Source organism: Verrucomicrobiota bacterium, assembly GCA_016871675.1.
Lineage (GTDB): Bacteria > Verrucomicrobiota > Verrucomicrobiia > Limisphaerales > VHCN01 > VHCN01.
Map to the genome: position 1 here is coordinate 39,873 of VHCN01000011.1, position 14,976 is coordinate 54,848.

Below are 14,976 nucleotides of genomic sequence, written 5' to 3' on the forward strand. Positions count from 1 at the left end.
CGCGAGCCGGGCGGTGACGGGGATTGAACGAATCGTGCCACTTCGTTTGAGTGTTCGCTTCGATCCGATTGTATCTGCTTGGTGCATAATAGCTTTTGATTCTGTCCTTCCAGTCGAACCTACTTCTGGACTGGCTCCGGCCGCGGCGGGTGCATCCGCCACGGCCGGTTGGCCATTCCAAGCAACTGTCTCTGCCTCAGTCATTTCCGACAGTGGCAGCGTCGCTTTCCCCAGTTCCCCGTCGCCTTTCGGATCGGGGAGCAATTGTTGGCTCTGCCCTGCGCGCCATCCCGCACCTTCCTTTGGAACGGATTGGCGGGGTTCCCGACTTTCTTACTTGAACCGACTTTCAATGAACTAACAGGCCCAATCGAACGAGCTGTCTCGTTAAAGTTTGGAACCAAGTTGGCCTTGGTAACCTTATACTTTGTCCGTCCATCGCGAATGCCGACCAATCCCTTCCCCGCCTACAGGAGTTTCATCAGGCCCATAATCAGCCCAGATATCGGTTCGCATCCGGCGCAACACTCTGATCATCTGATGCCACTGGGAGGTATCGCTCCGGGTTCCAAATCTCGAATCGGTCGAGCAAGCTCACCAGCTTCGCCGAGTTTACGATTCCAGCCTTCTCCGATAGTCCGGTTGGTAGGCAAATCCTCCCGTTCTTGTCGAGTGTTACGCGGCTCGAGTTCGCGCCGATGTAGCGCTTGAGTTGGGCCTTCCTTGGATTGTCATTCGGCAGGGCGTTAATCTCCTTAAGCAAGTGATCTAGCTTGGCGGGCGTGAGCACTCGAATGCAAAAGCCCGCTGGATATTCCCACGGTAGGAGGATGAATTTGGCATTCGGGCCGGTCGGCCTCCAGTCGGCCGGAATCTGCAACCGCCGCTGCAAGTCGACCCCATGGTCGAATTCACCGTGGAAGCTCATCTCTGCGATGGCGTTGACTTCAGACATATCCAAGAAAAACGGTTCGCCTATTTGCCCCGGAACGACCCTTTTTCTACCTTAGGGGCACTTGGGCGTCAATAGGGGAATCAAAAAAAATTTGGGCGTGCTTTCGCGGCCTCCGAACCGCTCCATTTCAGGGCAGTCGGCGCCCGACTTTTGCAATTCGTCAGTCACTCTCGCAAAGAACTGAGTCCGCGCGGGGACAAAGCAAGTGTCATCGCGGTTTGCCTTCGCGACGCGGAACTACTATTGAAAGCCCGTGCGCACGCAGGAGTTCGATTACGATTTGCCCCCCGAGTTGATCGCGCACACGCCCGCGCCACGTCGCGATGCTTCGCGACTCATTGTGTTGGATCGGCAGCATGGCTCGATCGCACACCGGCGCTTTGTGGACTTGCTGGATTACGTGCGCGAGGGCGACGTTCTCGTCTTAAACAATTCGCGCGTGATTCCGGCAAGGTTGCGCGCAATCAAACCGACAACCGGCGGTCACGTGGAACTTCTGCTGCTCGAGGAAAGCTCCGTGAACGACTGGTGGGTGATGATGAAACCCGCCAAGAGAGTGCGCGTCGGAGCCGAATTGCAAATCTGCAAGCGTTGCGGAACTCCGTCGCCCGTCACCGCGGTTTTGCGCGAAAGGAACAACGAGGGCCATTGCCGTATCGAGTTTCGCGCCACACCAAACATCGTCGGAGAGTTGGATGAACTCGGTGAAGTCCCGTTGCCTCCATACATTCCGCGTGGCGACCCGCGCGACGACAACGAGGATCGTGTCCGCTATCAGACAGTCTTCGCCGGCCCGCCGGGATCCGCAGCGGCGCCGACCGCAGGTTTGCATTTCACGCCCGAGTTGCTCGACGCTGCGCGCATGCGAGGCGCGCGAGTCCGTTTTGTCACCTTGCATGTGGGGCTTGGAACATTCGCACCCGTGAAGGCGGAAGACCTCGACGACCACGTGATGCACGAGGAGCGATTTCACCTCGGCGCAGAAACGGCAGCCGAGCTCAACACCGCGAAGAGCCGCGGGAGCCGGATCATCGCTTGCGGGACAACGAGCCTGCGCGTCTTGGAGACCATCGCCGCGAGCCTCGATGGCCCGTGGCGCGAGCAGTCCGGCCGCACGCGCCTCTTTGTCCGGCCGCCATTTCACTTCCGTGTTGTGGACGCGCTGCTCACAAATTTCCACCTCCCTCGCTCGTCACTTCTCGTGCTTGCGTGCGCGTTTGCCGCGCCCGGCGGCCACACCGGGCGAGAACTCGTGATGTCCGCGTATGCGTCGGCCATTCGCGGGCGATACCGGTTTTTCAGCTACGGCGACGCGATGTTGATCTTGTGAAACCGGACTCCAATCAGTCCAGTCCACGCCGGCCGTTTGTGCTGGTCAATATGTCGATGGCCGCGGACGGCAAGATCGCCACCGCCAACCGCGCGGTTTCGTCCTTCAGCAGCGCGGGAGATCAGCGCCACCTCCTCGAGTTGCGCGCAACGGCCGACGCGGTGATGTGCGGCGCGCGGACGGCGGACTTGAACCGGATCACGCTCGGCCCCGGTGGCGGGGCATTTCGCAGGGCGCGAATCCGGCGCGGGCTTCGCGAGTTCAACCTCCGCATCGTCGTTTCGCCATCCGGCACGCTCGATCCACGGGCGCACTTGTTCGCGGACCGCAGGTCACCCGTCGTCGTGCTCACGACTTCACGCTGCCCGGCTACGCGGCTTGCACGGTTGCGCGAGGTCGCGGATGTGGTGCGCGTGTGCGGTTGCCGCGCCATCGAATGGGACCCGACGCTTCGCTGGCTGCGCACGGAATGGAAAGTCCACCGCCTGCTCTGCGAAGGCGGCGGCGAACTCAACAGTGCGCTGTTCCGCGCCGGGATCGTGGACGAAATCCACGTCACGCTTTGTCCGAAGATTATCGGAGGGCGCGAGGCGCCGACGATTTCAGATGGGCTGGGTGGAAAGCTCCGTGACGCGGCGAAGTTTGAGATCCAATCGGTGCGCCGGACCGGGGATGAGTTCTTCCTCGTCTTGGCCGCGCACGCATGATTGCGGCGGCTGCCCGTCGGAAGGGAACCCAAGCCACGGTAGATTTCTCACGCGACCTGTCCGGCAGGACCTTTCTCCCCGGGCTCCGGCTCCTCGGCGACGGTCTCGATCCGGCGGGCCATCAACCACAACACGTCAGCAAGGCGATTGAGATAGACGATGATCTCCGGATTTCGCAACTCGCCCGCCTCCTGCAAGGCACAGACGCGCCGCTCCGCCCGCCGGCAAATGGTCCGCGCCATGTCGACGGCCGCAGCATCCTGCGTCGCGCCCGGGGTCGCCCAGCCGCGGTAAGTGATGTCCTGTTCTTCAATCTGCCGGACGACCCCGTCGAGCTTGGCCGTGAGTTCCGGCGTCACGAGCGGGTGCCCGTCTTTCTCGTATCGGCCGAGGTCCTCGATGGTTGTCGCCAGTTCTCCCATGATGGTGACGAGGTCCTTCTGGATGCGAAGCAAGTCCGACTGGATGGCAGAAGCCTTCGTCGTCGCGCGCGCGACCCCGAGCGCCGCGTTGAGTTCGTCCACGCAACCATACGCCTCGACGCGCGGGTGGTTCTTCGGCACGCGGCGGTTATACATCAGGCCCGTGGTGCCTTTGTCGCCGGTCTTGGTTGCGATGCTCATGGGATGAACTGCGCTCCGGTTGACACACGGTCGTCGAACAGCACGGGTTTTACGAGGTAGGAGTTTGCGCCGCGTCGAAACGCGGCGTCGATGTCGGCGGCTTGCTGCGACGGGCTGGGAACGACGGCCGGGATGGGACTCAACCCGCTTTGCTGCCCGAGCCACGCGAGGACTTCGTGGCCCGAGCGCTTCGGGAGTTTCAAGTCGAGCAGGATCAATCCGGGCAACGGGTGCGCGGCGCGGTCCGCGTAAGGCCCGTCGCCATCGCGCATGCCCCGGAGATCCGGCGGGGCTTCACCCGGCCCGCGCGCGACTCGAACCCCGGCCGCACGGCCCGCCACGCGGGCGCGCAGCTTTCGCTTCGCGCGGGGCGCAAGTGCCTTGCCGCCGTTGGGGCGCGGGTTGCTCATGCCGCAATCTGCTTGCGGGGCGCGAAGTCCGCGCAGCGCTTGGAGCCGGGAAACATCTTGTGCGGATTGCACCGGCCCTCCGGGTCGAATACGCGCCGGAGCGCCCGCATTGCGTCGAGGTCATCCGCCGTGAACTGCCGCGCCATCATGTCCATCTTTTCCACGCCGATGCCGTGTTCGCCGCTCACGCTGCCACCCAACTCGATGCATCTCTCGAGGATTTCCTCGCCGGCCTTCACCGCGCGCCGCACTTGCTCCGGGTCCCGCTCGTCAAAAAGCACCAGCGGATGGATGTTCCCGTCGCCCGCGTGGAAGACGTTTGGAATGCGCAGTCCGCACCGCCGGCTCGTTTCGCCGATGAACTGCATCATTTCGGGCAGTTTCGATCGCGGCACCACGCCGTCTTGCGTGAGGAAGCTCGGGCTCAACCGCCCGATGGCGCCAAACGCGCGCTTGCGGCACTTCCACAGTTCTGCGCGCTCCTCCGCGGTTTTCGCCAGCCGCACTTCGCGCGCGGCGTTCCGGCGGCACAGGTCCATGACCCGCTCCGCCTGGCGACCGAGTCCCGCGGATAATCCGTCCAACTCGACGATCAACACCGCGCCGGCGTCCAGCGGGAACCCGAAATGATACGCAGCCTCGACCGCCTGCGTGATCATCTGGTCCATCATCTCCATCGCGCCCGGCACGATGCCCGCGCCGATGATGTCGCTCACCGTCTGGCTCGCGTCATCCACGCTCTCGAACACGCCGAGCATGGTCTTGAATTCCTGCGGCGCGCGGACGAGCCGGAGCAGCACGCGCGTGACAATCCCGAACATCCCCTCGCAGCCGATCACCGCGCCGCGCAGGTCGTAGCCCTCCACATCCTCGCCGCCGCCGGGGCGCGCGCCGAGCCACACCACTTCGCCGTCGGGCAGCACCAACTCGAAGCCAAGCACGTGGTTGGTGGTCACGCCGTATTTCAACGTGTGCGGCCCTCCCGAGTTCGTGGCCACGTTGCCGCCGATGGTGCATGCAGATTGCGACGAGGGGTCCGGCGCGTAGAAAAGCCCGCGTGACTGGACGGCTTGCGTGACTCGCGCGTTGATGACGCCCGCCTCGACAAGTGCGCGGCGGTTGCGGACGTCGAGGTCGAGGATGCGGTTCATCCGCGTGAGCGCGATCATCACGCCGCCGGTGACGGCGAGCACGGTGCCGCTCAAGCTCGTGCCTGCGCCGCGTGGGATGACCGGGAGGTTGTGGCTGGCGCAAAGCTTGAGCACCGTCGCGACTTCATCCGTCGTGTGCGGCAGCACGACGACGGTGGGCAGGCTTTTCTCGAGCGTGTAGGCGTCGCACTCGTAGACGACGAGCTCGTCGTGGGCTGTGACGATGTTCGCCGGCCCGACAATGGAAGCCAGTTCACGGACGACGGAAGGCGAAACCACTGTTTCCGACGACTGGGCCACGGGCGGAAACTAGCAGGCAGGCACCGGGGTGTCGAGGGCGCGCGCGCCCCGGCGCCAAGGGAAACGCACGTCGGTCAGACCAGCAGCTCTTTGATCGGCCCGACCGCCGGGTCGGCCATCGGAACCTGCCGGCCGGCGATGTCGAAATTGCCCTTCGAACTCAATCCAAGCGCGCGCAGGTAAGTGTGGAAGAGATGCCCGCAGTCCACCTCACGCTCGGAGACTTCCGTGCCGTTCTTGTTCGTCGCGCCCACGGATGCGCCGCGCACGATCCCCGCGCCGCCCACGCACACGCTCCATGCGCGGCCCCAGTGGTCGCGGCCGTAATACTGGTTGATGCGCGGCGTGCGGCCGAACTCGCTCAGCACGACGATCAGCGTGCTGTCGAGCATCCCGCGGTCCGCGAGGTCCGCCACGAACGTGGCGAAGGGCTTGTCGAACTCGCCCATCTGCTCGAAGTGGAAGTTGAAATTCTCGTTGTGCGTGTCGTAGTTCGAGTGCGACACCTGCGCGAACGTGATGCCCTTCTCCAACAACCGCCGCGCCATCAAACAATGCCGGCCGAAGTCGTGCTTGCCGTAACGCTCATGGTCCTTCTCGGGTTCCTTGGAAAGGTCAAACACGTCCCGCTGCTTCATCAACTCCAGCGCCTGCTCGTAACTCTGCGTGTAAGCATCGGTCATCGCCGTGCGCCGGCGCGAAAGGAAGTGGTCATTCGCAACGCGTCGAAATTCATTCTGCTCCGCGAGCGACGCCACGGACAGGCTGTCGGGCTTGGTCGTGTTCGCGGGCGGCTGGCTGCCGTCGAGCCCGATGCTGGCGTATTTGGGACCAAGATACGCGGAGTCGCCGCTGCGCCCGCCGCCGCCGGCCGTGATGCGCACGTGGCCGGGCAGGGACTGGTGCGGCCCGTCAAAGCACTTCGCCACCACCGCGCCAATCTGGGGGAACTCCTGCCCGGGCACCTGACGCCGGCCCGTGAGCATCATGTATGTGCCCTTGCCATGGTCGTCGTTCTTCGTGTTGATGCCGCGCACGAGCGCGAGGTGGTGCATCTGCTTTGCCGTGAATGGAAGCAGTTCACTGATGTGGATTCCCGGCACGCTTGTCGGGATGGCGCGGAACGGCCCGCCGGTGTCCGTGCCGGGCTTAGGGTCCCAACTTTCGAGCTGCGAAAGCCCGCCGTGCATGTTGAACACGACCATCCGCTTCTGGTTCTTCGCGAGGGAGGCTGACACCGGGGGCGCGGCGAACGCCCCGAGCCCGCCAGCCACGGCGCCCGCCCCGGCGGCGAGCGACCCGAGAAACTGGCGCCGGGCAATGGTGTGCTCCGCTGAACCGCAGGCGTAATCACATTTCATATCTCGTGGAAGGGTTGTGCGTTGTTGAATTTATCCCATTCCGACGCGCTCGACGCAACCCTGAATCACGGAATGTCCGGGCTTTTTTTGCCTGCCCCGCCCCCCCCCAACGCAGCGCGCTAGTGCTTGAATCGAAACTCCACGCTCGTGAGCAGCGCCCACGCAAGGTCCTGCACGACCGCTGGCTTGTCGCCGGCCCGCGCGCCGAGGCGACGCGAAACTTCCTTCACCTCGTCCGCAGTCGGCGGCCGGGTGAGCACGCTCATGTAAAGCTCGTCGCATAGCGACTGCGCATCGGCGGCCTTCAGGAGCCGGTCAGTGAGGTTTCCCGCGGACGGCGCGAGCCAACTGCGGACGAGCCCACCGTTGTTGAAGAACAGCGCCTGTTCCGCGGTTGTGTAGAACGCGTTCTGCGGCTGGCCGGCGCCGTTGGCGAACAGGCTTGCGAACTGGCCCGCGTTTCCACGCAACCGGTCCCACACAAACTGCTCGAGGAAGGTCGCCCGGGCGGCGAGCCGCGCCGGGCTGTCCTTGTTCGATTCCGTCGCCGGGTCCTTCTTCTCGAACTCGGCATCCGCGGCGAGCTCCTGCGCGCGCACCTGGCCGCTCGCCTGCATCATGCTCCAGCAAAGTTGCTCCGGCGTGAGCGCCACGAGCGCGCCCGAGGCGAAGCGATTTTCGAGCATCGGCGACAGCTTCACGAACGGTTCGCCAAGCTTGCGCCGGTCGGCCTCGGCCTTGGCCGAGGCGGCCGCCCGTTGTTTCTCGATCGCGGGCAGATCGCGGTTCGCGTCGGCGAACTGCCTGGCCACCGGCTCAAACCCCCGCCGGGCCTGCGCAAGCCGCATCGTCGCGATCGTGACGGCTGCCTCGCGCGACGCCACCACCCGGCGGAGCTTCGCAAGCTCCCCGGCCGTGGCGGGCGTGCAGCCTCTCGGTGGCGAAACCGCCTCGGCGAGCTGACGCCGGCTCTCGCGCAGCTCCCTGTCCGCGGTGTCGTCCGCGCGCTGCGCTGCGACGAGCGCATCGTAAGTGGCGACGATTTCCCGCGCCCGCCGCTCCCGCCCGCGAAGCGCTTCGAGTTCCGCGAGAGAAGCGCTGGCCAGGGCGAAAAGCGGCTCGCTTTCCACGAGCGCCTTCGCGTCCGCAAGCTGTCGCTCGACGTGGCGCAACAACGTCCGGTCCGCCTGCCGCCGCGCCAGCATCGACGTAAGCCCGGCCTCGAGGGCGAGTATCTGTCTCTCCACCGCGTCGTGCCGCTCGCGGATCGAGTCTGCGGCACTGTCCGCGGCCGCCAGGCCGTCGAACATCGGCCTGGCCGCAGCGGCCTTGGTGTCGGCGTCCTTCGCGGCGGCCTCCACGTCCTTCGTGAGCGAGGCCGAGCGCGCGGTGAGGCTGGCGATGGAGTTGGTGAGGTCCTTGTCTCCAGGCAAGTTCGCCAGCGCAGCCTGCACGCGGGCAAGACCTTCGTTGATGGACTGCAAGGCGTCGCGCCGCGACAAGAGGATGCGCTGTGCCTCGTAATGCGCATTGATGGCCGGGTCGCACGCCTTCTTCACTTCGAGCAGCGCGGCGTTGGTCTTGGCGAAGTCCGCGACAAGTGGCGCGGCTTCCTTGCGCGCGGCGGCGAGGTTTGTCAGCGCTGCCTTGTGCGCCTCGTCGTGCTTCAAGAGCCACTCCGAGAGCCGCGTCCGCTCCGCTTCGAGGTCGGCGATTCGCCCAGCCGTCGGGCGGGCGGGCAAGGCCGGCACCGTGGCGATCTCGATGCTGCGCTGATACGCGCGCGTCAGCGCGAGTTCGCGCACGAACGATCGCACGTCGAACTTCATCGTCACGATCTCGTTCGCGAGCAGGTCGAGCAGCGCGGGATACGCCGGCGGATTGTCCGAGTGCATCTCGTCCACCGGGTCGACGAGGCCGCGGCCCATCATCGCGGCCCAAATCCGGTTGGCGATGTTGCGGTTGAAGTCGCGGTTCGAGCCGTCCGTGGTCGCAGCGGCGAGCAGCGCCACGCGGCTGTGCTTCGGGACGGGCCGGAGATTCTTGTCCTTCGCGTCGGGCCGCACGACCCACTCGTCGCCCATCCGAAATCGCGGCTCGGCCATCTGCAGTCCGCCGGGCGGTCGCGGGCGTGTCGCGCCGGACTCCTTCGTGAACACCGATGTGAAGGCCACGTCGCCGTCGGCCTTCTCGGCGAGGAACACCTTCTTCGACCGGTCCTCGGTGAACAAATAGGCGCGGCTGAAGAACGCGTAGAGCCCGTGGTAATCGCGCTGGAGGAAATCATCCACGCGCGGGTGGTCGTGGCACTGCGCGCACTGCAGGTCCTTGCCGAAGAAAATCCGGCCCGTGTCCCGGGTGAGCAGGTTCGACTCCGCATCGCGGTCGAGGAAAAACCGCGAGGCGACGCGATTCTTCGCCTCCGTGCCGTCCGCCGAAAGGATTTCTTGCGCGAGCTGGTGGTAGGGCTTGTTTGTCGCGAATGACTCGAAGAGCCACTGCTGCCAGTCGGCGGCTTTCGCGCTCTTCTCGGGGCGACGCTCCATGAACATCACGTCGAATGTCGTGGCCATGTGCCGTGCGAAGTCTCGCGAGCCGACGAGCCGGTCCACGAGCCGGGGGCGCTTGTCCGGCGAAGTGTCCGAGAGAAATGCGCGCGCCTCCTCGGCCGATGGAATCCTTCCGGTGAGATCGAGGTGGATGCGCCGCACAAAATCTGCATCCGCGGCGACGCCGAGGACGGGCCCGACGAAGGTGCCCTCGATCATGCGGTCGATCCGCTCGTGCAGCGGGACGAATGGCGGCGAAGGCGCCGCGACGGCCGCCGCGACCAGTCCCGCCATCAACAGAATCGCTCCCGGACGCCGCGCGCGCGGGAGTCGTATCATCGGTGGGCTCGGTCGTTTCATCGGTTTGAGCGCGCGCGGGGCGGGTGAAATTTAGAGGCGAGCCCGCGAGGGGCTATTCAGCAGAATTGGAGCGGGTGCGGCGCGGCTGCATCAACCGGTCGCCTTGGCGATCACAGACCCGCGAGCGCGACGTGAGGTCAAGTTGTTCGTCGGGCGGGTGTCGGTTCCCGCCGCGGCGCCTTCCACGCCGATGCTCCGCCTGCAGATTAGGGCGCTCACGGCTGACCGCTTGAATCGCGTTCGCGTGTCGCAAGCCGGGTTCGTGCGCCTCGCGGCTCGTGGCCGATGCTTACCATCTCACCGTCCTGCCCGTCGCCGCCGACTTGTCCGCGGCGAAGATGACCCGGTGGCTCGCGGCGGCGTCGGCGAGGCTCGTGAGCGGCATTTCCTTGCCGGCGTCGAGCGCGTCGAAGAACGCCTGGAACTGCGACTGATACGGGTGGTCGCTCACATCGCCGGAGTCGAGCATCTTCATCGAGAGCTGGCTCCATTTGGCCTTGTTGGTGCCGAGTTTCATCGAGTGGAACTTGTCGTCGAGCAAACTGCCCTCGCTGCCGACGAGGTGCGTGTGGAAGTAATACGGCTGGAGGCAGTCCACCACCGCCGCGCACTTGCCCACCGCGCCGCCCTTGAATTTGAGGATCGTCACGCTCGTGGTCGTGTATTCGTAGGGCTTGAAGATTCTGCTCTGCGAACGCGTGTCGTAACTGGTCACCTCGGTGACTTCGCCGCCCATGCAGAGCAACAGCGCGTCGAGCGCGTGGCAGCCGGCCGTGAGCAGCGAGGAGCCGCCGTCCTTCTTGAAGGTGTTCCACCGGAACTGCCCATACCACGGGCCGATGCCGTGGTAGTAGTCCACCTCGCCGTAATGCAGCCTGCCAAGCAGGCCGCGGTCGAGCACCGCCTTGATCGCCGTGAACTGGCTCGAGTAGCGGCACTCAAAGCACACGCACGTCCTCACGCCGGCTTTCTTCACCGCGGCTTGCATGGCCTGCACGTCCGTCCACGACATCGCGAGGGGTTTTTCGATGATGATGTGCTTGCCCGCGCGCGCGGCGGCGATGACGTGCGGCGCGTGCAGGCTCGGCATGGAGCAGACGGAGACGGCGTTGATACTCGGGTCGGCAAGCATCGCCTCGAGGTTGGTGAAGGTGGCGATGGGCGAGCCGTATTTCGCCGTCAGCGCCGCGGCGTCCTGCGGGCGCGACGAATACACGGCGGTGACCTGCGCCTGCGAACTGGCGTTGATGGCCGGGATGTGCGCCGTGGCGACCCAGCCGTAGCCGATGATGCCGACGTTGTATGTCTTGCTCATGGAAGTGGAGTGCGTGTGGTGTTTCGTGCGCGTGACGCGCCGATGCTCGCCCTCACGCGCGCCGGCTGTCAACCCAAAGCCTCGTCGCCGGTTGTTCGCTTGTTGACGGCGCGGCACTTTGACATCCTCCGCGCGCGTCCACATGCGCGCCGTGGTTCAGCGAGTTTCGGAGGCCGCCGTCACCATCGGCGGCGAGGTGAGGGGCCGCATCGCGCGCGGGTTGCTCGTGCTCGTCGGCGTCGGGGACGCCGACACTGCGGAGGACATTGAATGGCTCGCAGGCAAGCTCGTGCGACTGCGAATCTTCAACGATGCCGCGGGACTGATGAACCTGGGCGTGCAGGAAGTCGGCGGCGGAATCCTCGTCCTCAGCCAGTTCACGCTGTTCGCCAGCACGAAGAAGGGGAATCGACCGAGCTACATCCGCGCCGCGCGGCCGGAAGTGGCGGTGCCGCTCTACGAGAAGTTCCTGCGCGAGCTCGAGGCGCACCTCGGCCGCGCGGTCGAGCGCGGCGAGTTTGGCGCCGACATGCACGTCGCGCTCGTGAACGATGGCCCGGTGACCATCGTGATCGACTCGAAGGCGCGCGAGTGAAGGCCGGGGAGACGCGGCATTCACTTCGATTCGCCGGACCTCTCCGCTGCAAGCTTCGCGATCTGCGCGTCCACGGGCGGGCGTTTCTTGTGGTGACGGGTCGCATCCTGATACGCCTTCGCGACGGCAAGCAGCCTGGCCTCGCCGAAAAGCTGGCCCATGAACGTGATGGCCGTCGGGGTGTTTGTGGACGTGAAGCCGTTCGGCACCACCACGGCCGGATGCCCCGTGAGGTTCGAGATGAGGAGGTTTGAACCGTCGTGCGTTGGCGCTACATACACGTCCACCTTGTCGAAGACCTTCGCCATCTCCTGCACGAGCAGGTGGCGCACGCGGTGGGCCTGCAGATACTCGACGGCCGGAACGAAGCGCGCGCGCCGGAACGTCTGCGGCCACGCATTCTGCAACACGAGCAGGTCGTCGCGTCCGCTGCGCGTGAGGTCGTCGAACGCCGCAGCCGCCTCGACGTTCAAGATGAGCGTGAGGTCGCCGACGGGCATCGCCGGCAGTTCGACGGGGATGAGCTTTACGCCGAGAGCACGCATCGTGTCGAGGGCGGCTTCGTTGTTCGTCCTGCCTGCGCCGGGGCGGGCGGAGTCGAAGTCGGTCTTCAAGTAGCCGATGCGGACCGTGGAGAGCCTGAGCTTCGCGTCGTAGTTGAACGGCGCGTCCATCACCGAGAAATCCGCGCTGTCGGGGCCGAGGATGGCGTTGAAGACGAGCGCGCAGTCCTCGACGGTGCGGCAGATGGGGCCCAGCTTGTCCATGGACCACGATAGCGCCATCGCGCCGGTGCGCGGCACGCGGCCGAACGTGGGGCGAAGTCCCGTGACGCCGCAGCGCGTGCACGGTGACACGATGCTGCCGAGCGTTTCCGAACCGATGCCGAACGCGACGAGTCCCGCGGCCGTCGCGCTCGCGGAACCCGCGCTCGAACCGCTCGAGCCCTGCGTGAGGTTCCACGGGTTCTTCGTGATGTGATTGGTGCCGGCGAACCACACGTCGCCGAGCGCGAGTTCGCCGAGCGTGAGTTTGGCCACGAGCACCGCGCCCGCGGCTTCGAGGCGCTTGATGACTTCGGCGTCGGCCTCGATGACTTGATCCTGGTAGGCGACGGAGCCCCACGTCGTCTTGTAGCCGCGCACGGCGAGAAGGTCCTTCGCGCCGTAGGGAATGCCGTGCAGCGGGCCGCGATACTTGCCGCGGCGGATCTCGGCGTCGGCGCGGCGGGCCTGCGCGAGGGCGAGTTCCTCGGTGAGCGTGACGACGCAGTCGAGGTGCGGGCCGTATTTCTTGAGCCGGCCGAGGTAGAGCCGTGTGAGCCGCTCGGAGGTGAGCTGGCGCGATTTGATGAGCGCGCCGAGTTCGCCGACGGAAAGGAACGCGATGTCCTCGTCGCTCGCGGGGAGCGTGACTTTCGGCGTGCCCGGCTTGAAGGGCGCGCGCCGGGCCTCGAACTTGAAGCCGGCGGGCAGCGGATTGAAGCTCACCGCGGGCGGGACGGCGTTCGTGATGCCGAACTTGCGGAGGTTTTCGTAACGCTGCGCCTGCTGCCGGAGCGCGGGCAGAAGCTGGTCGCGCTTCCGGTCGTTGAAGTCGAGGCCGAACAGCTTCTCTGCCTCGATGACGGTCTGGCGTGAGATGGAGTTGGTGTTGGTGATCTGGGCGCGGGCGGAACTCGAATCACCCGCTGTCACCGCAAGGATCGCGGCGACGATGAGCCTGCGACCAACTGCCTGTGGTGGAGCGGGTCGCGGCGCGACGCGTCCGGCCGCAGCGCGACCGGAGCCACCGGGCGGCCGGGTGGATTTCGAGGCGAACCGATTTGAGTTCACGGCTTTCCCTTCTGTTTCGCGCCACCCGCCGCGCCGTCGCGGATGGGCCAGTCGGGTGAGTCGGTGCGTGCGGACTTGAACAACTCGTTCGCGCGGGCGACCAACCCGGGGTTGTCAGCGGCGAGATTCGTCGTTTCGCCAATGTCGCCCGCAAGGTCGAAGAGCTGCACCGGCGCATCCTGTCGCCGCATGCGGATGGCTTTCCAGCGGCCGTCCATCAGCACCGCCTGGCTGAAGCCGCCTTCGTGGAATTCCCAGTAGAGCGCGGCGTGCTTGGGCTGCTTCGCCAAGTCCCCAAGCAGCGCGGGCACGAAGCTGATGCTGTCGTGCGGCGGGGAAATCTGCGCGCCGCTCAACTCCGCGGCTGTCGCGAGGAAGTCGCCGAAGTAGCCCACGTGCGGCGAGACGGAGCCGGGCTTGATGCGCCCCGGCCAGCGGGCGAGGAAGGGCACGCGGATGCCGCCGTCGGTGAGGCTGCGCTTCATGCCGTTGAGCGGGCCGTTGGCATCGAAGAACTCCGGGTCGTTGCCGCCTTCGCGATGGTGCCCGTTGTCGGAGCTGAACAGCACGAGGGTCTTCTCGTCGAGGCCGAGGCGCTTCAGCGACTCGAACAGCCGGCCCACGTCGCGGTCCATGCGCGTGATCATCGCGGCCTGGCCCTTGTTCTGCGGAGTCCAGTCCTTGTCGGCGTAGATGCCGAGGTCGGGGACTTCCTGCCCGTTGCCGGTGCCGCGCGTGGCTTCGTTGTTCGCGTGCGGTGTCGTGAGCGCGAGGTAGAGGAAGAACGGGCGGTCCTTTTGCGTCTCCACCCACTTGAGCGCGTCCTCGGCGAGCAGGTCGTGGCTGTAGTCCACTTTCTTCCCGGCCCAGCCGCGGCCGAAGCGCGCGGCGGCAAGGTTCGACGGGTCGCCGCCGGGAACTTCATTGCGAAGCGGCACGCGCTGCTCGGCGCGGAAGAGGTAAGCGGGCCAGTAGTTGTGCGCGTGATGCTGGTTGAGGTAGCCGAAGAAGTAGTCGAAGCCCTGCCGCGTGGGCATGCCGACGGCCGCGTCGCCCTCGTCGCCGAGTCCCCACTTGCCGATGAGCGCGGTGGAGTAGCCCGGCGACTTGAGCATGCGCGCGACCGTCATGTCGCCCGTGCGGAGCGATTGCGCGAGCGGGTTGCCCGCGCCCGCGTTGCCGCGGACGCGCGTGTGGCCGGTGTGCTGGCCGGTCATGAGCACCGAGCGTGACGGCGCGCACACCGTCGAGCCCGCGTAGAACTGGGTGAAGCGCATCCCCTCGCGCGCCATGCGGTCGAGGTTCGGCGTCTGGATGAGCTTCTGCCCGTAGCAACCGAGATCACCGTAGCCGAGGTCGTCAGCGAGGATGAAGATGATGTTGGGCTTGCCCGCGGGCGCGGCGTGAAGCGCGGGCGAAACGGCGAAGGCGACACCTGAAATCGCGGCGATGGCACGCGTGAAGGCGAGGAAGCAGTTCATGATT

Annotated in this window: 12 protein-coding genes; 3 read left to right on the plus strand and 9 right to left on the minus strand. The window is 65.8% G+C overall.

What is annotated here, in order from left to right:
* Positions 1-493: 493 nt before the first annotated feature.
* Positions 494-955 carry a hypothetical protein gene (locus FJ386_04200; protein ID MBM3875907.1) on the minus strand — a complete coding sequence of 154 codons (462 nt, stop codon included), beginning with the start codon at positions 953-955 and terminating at the stop codon, positions 494-496.
* 253 nt (positions 956-1,208) lie between these two features.
* Between FJ386_04200 and queA the strand changes: the two genes are divergently transcribed.
* Together queA and FJ386_04210 are read left to right on the plus strand one after the other, a co-directional pair.
* Positions 1,209-2,285 carry a tRNA preQ1(34) S-adenosylmethionine ribosyltransferase-isomerase QueA gene (queA, locus tag FJ386_04205; GenBank protein MBM3875908.1) on the plus strand — a complete coding sequence of 359 codons (1,077 nt, stop codon included), beginning with the start codon at positions 1,209-1,211 and terminating at the stop codon, positions 2,283-2,285.
* A complete protein-coding gene (locus tag FJ386_04210; protein MBM3875909.1) occupies positions 2,282-2,992 on the plus strand; it encodes a RibD family protein in 711 nt (236 codons plus the stop codon). Before queA ends, FJ386_04210 begins: the two co-directional genes overlap by 4 nt.
* A gap of 47 nt (positions 2,993-3,039) precedes the next feature.
* Here FJ386_04210 and FJ386_04215 read toward each other — a convergent pair whose 3' ends face one another.
* The 6 genes from FJ386_04215 to FJ386_04240 all read right to left on the minus strand — a co-directional run bounded on the left by FJ386_04215 (position 3,040) and on the right by FJ386_04240 (position 11,061).
* On the minus strand, positions 3,040-3,615 hold the full coding sequence (locus FJ386_04215; GenBank protein MBM3875910.1) for a cob(I)yrinic acid a,c-diamide adenosyltransferase: 576 nt from the start codon (positions 3,613-3,615) through the stop codon (positions 3,040-3,042).
* A complete protein-coding gene (locus FJ386_04220) occupies positions 3,612-4,025 on the minus strand; it encodes a response regulator (GenBank protein MBM3875911.1) in 414 nt (137 codons plus the stop codon). The genes FJ386_04215 and FJ386_04220 overlap by 4 nt, the downstream gene beginning before the upstream one ends.
* A complete protein-coding gene (locus tag FJ386_04225) occupies positions 4,022-5,476 on the minus strand; it encodes an FAD-binding protein (protein MBM3875912.1) in 1,455 nt (484 codons plus the stop codon). The genes FJ386_04220 and FJ386_04225 overlap by 4 nt, the downstream gene beginning before the upstream one ends.
* A 74-nt stretch (positions 5,477-5,550) precedes the next feature.
* A complete protein-coding gene (locus FJ386_04230; GenBank protein MBM3875913.1) occupies positions 5,551-6,837 on the minus strand; it encodes a DUF1501 domain-containing protein in 1,287 nt (428 codons plus the stop codon).
* A 119-nt stretch (positions 6,838-6,956) separates the two neighbouring features.
* A complete protein-coding gene (locus FJ386_04235) occupies positions 6,957-9,746 on the minus strand; it encodes a DUF1549 domain-containing protein (protein ID MBM3875914.1) in 2,790 nt (929 codons plus the stop codon).
* Between the two features lie 289 nt (positions 9,747-10,035).
* Positions 10,036-11,061 carry a Gfo/Idh/MocA family oxidoreductase gene (locus tag FJ386_04240; GenBank protein ID MBM3875915.1) on the minus strand — a complete coding sequence of 342 codons (1,026 nt, stop codon included), beginning with the start codon at positions 11,059-11,061 and terminating at the stop codon, positions 10,036-10,038.
* Between the two features lie 142 nt (positions 11,062-11,203).
* On the opposite strand from FJ386_04240, the gene FJ386_04245 reads away from it, so the two are divergent.
* Positions 11,204-11,656, plus strand: coding sequence for a D-tyrosyl-tRNA(Tyr) deacylase (locus tag FJ386_04245; GenBank protein ID MBM3875916.1), 453 nt, complete (start codon positions 11,204-11,206; stop codon positions 11,654-11,656).
* Between the two features lie 20 nt (positions 11,657-11,676).
* Here the strand turns inward: FJ386_04245 and FJ386_04250 are convergent, their stop codons facing one another.
* Together FJ386_04250 and FJ386_04255 are read right to left on the minus strand one after the other, a co-directional pair.
* A complete protein-coding gene (locus tag FJ386_04250) occupies positions 11,677-13,374 on the minus strand; it encodes an amidase (protein ID MBM3875917.1) in 1,698 nt (565 codons plus the stop codon).
* A 113-nt stretch (positions 13,375-13,487) separates the two neighbouring features.
* Positions 13,488-14,972: an arylsulfatase gene (locus FJ386_04255; protein ID MBM3875918.1), complete on the minus strand. Its 1,485-nt coding sequence runs from the start codon at positions 14,970-14,972 to the stop codon at positions 13,488-13,490.
* Positions 14,973-14,976: the final 4 nt, after the last annotated feature.

Excerpts from the sequence above, each read along its gene's own strand:
- FJ386_04200 (MBM3875907.1), bottom strand. The coding sequence starts at position 955 with ATGTCTGAAGTCAACGCCATCGCAGAGATGAGCTTCCACGGTGAATTC.
- FJ386_04215 (MBM3875910.1), bottom strand. The coding sequence starts at position 3,615 with ATGAGCATCGCAACCAAGACCGGCGACAAAGGCACCACGGGCCTGATG.
- FJ386_04220 (MBM3875911.1), bottom strand. The coding sequence starts at position 4,025 with ATGAGCAACCCGCGCCCCAACGGCGGCAAGGCACTTGCGCCCCGCGCG.
- FJ386_04230 (MBM3875913.1), bottom strand. The coding sequence starts at position 6,837 with ATGAAATGTGATTACGCCTGCGGTTCAGCGGAGCACACCATTGCCCGG.
- FJ386_04235 (MBM3875914.1), bottom strand. The coding sequence starts at position 9,746 with ATGAAACGACCGAGCCCACCGATGATACGACTCCCGCGCGCGCGGCGT.
- FJ386_04240 (MBM3875915.1), bottom strand. The coding sequence starts at position 11,061 with ATGAGCAAGACATACAACGTCGGCATCATCGGCTACGGCTGGGTCGCC.
- FJ386_04245 (MBM3875916.1), top strand. The coding sequence starts at position 11,204 with ATGCGCGCCGTGGTTCAGCGAGTTTCGGAGGCCGCCGTCACCATCGGC.
- FJ386_04255 (MBM3875918.1), bottom strand. The coding sequence starts at position 14,972 with ATGAACTGCTTCCTCGCCTTCACGCGTGCCATCGCCGCGATTTCAGGT.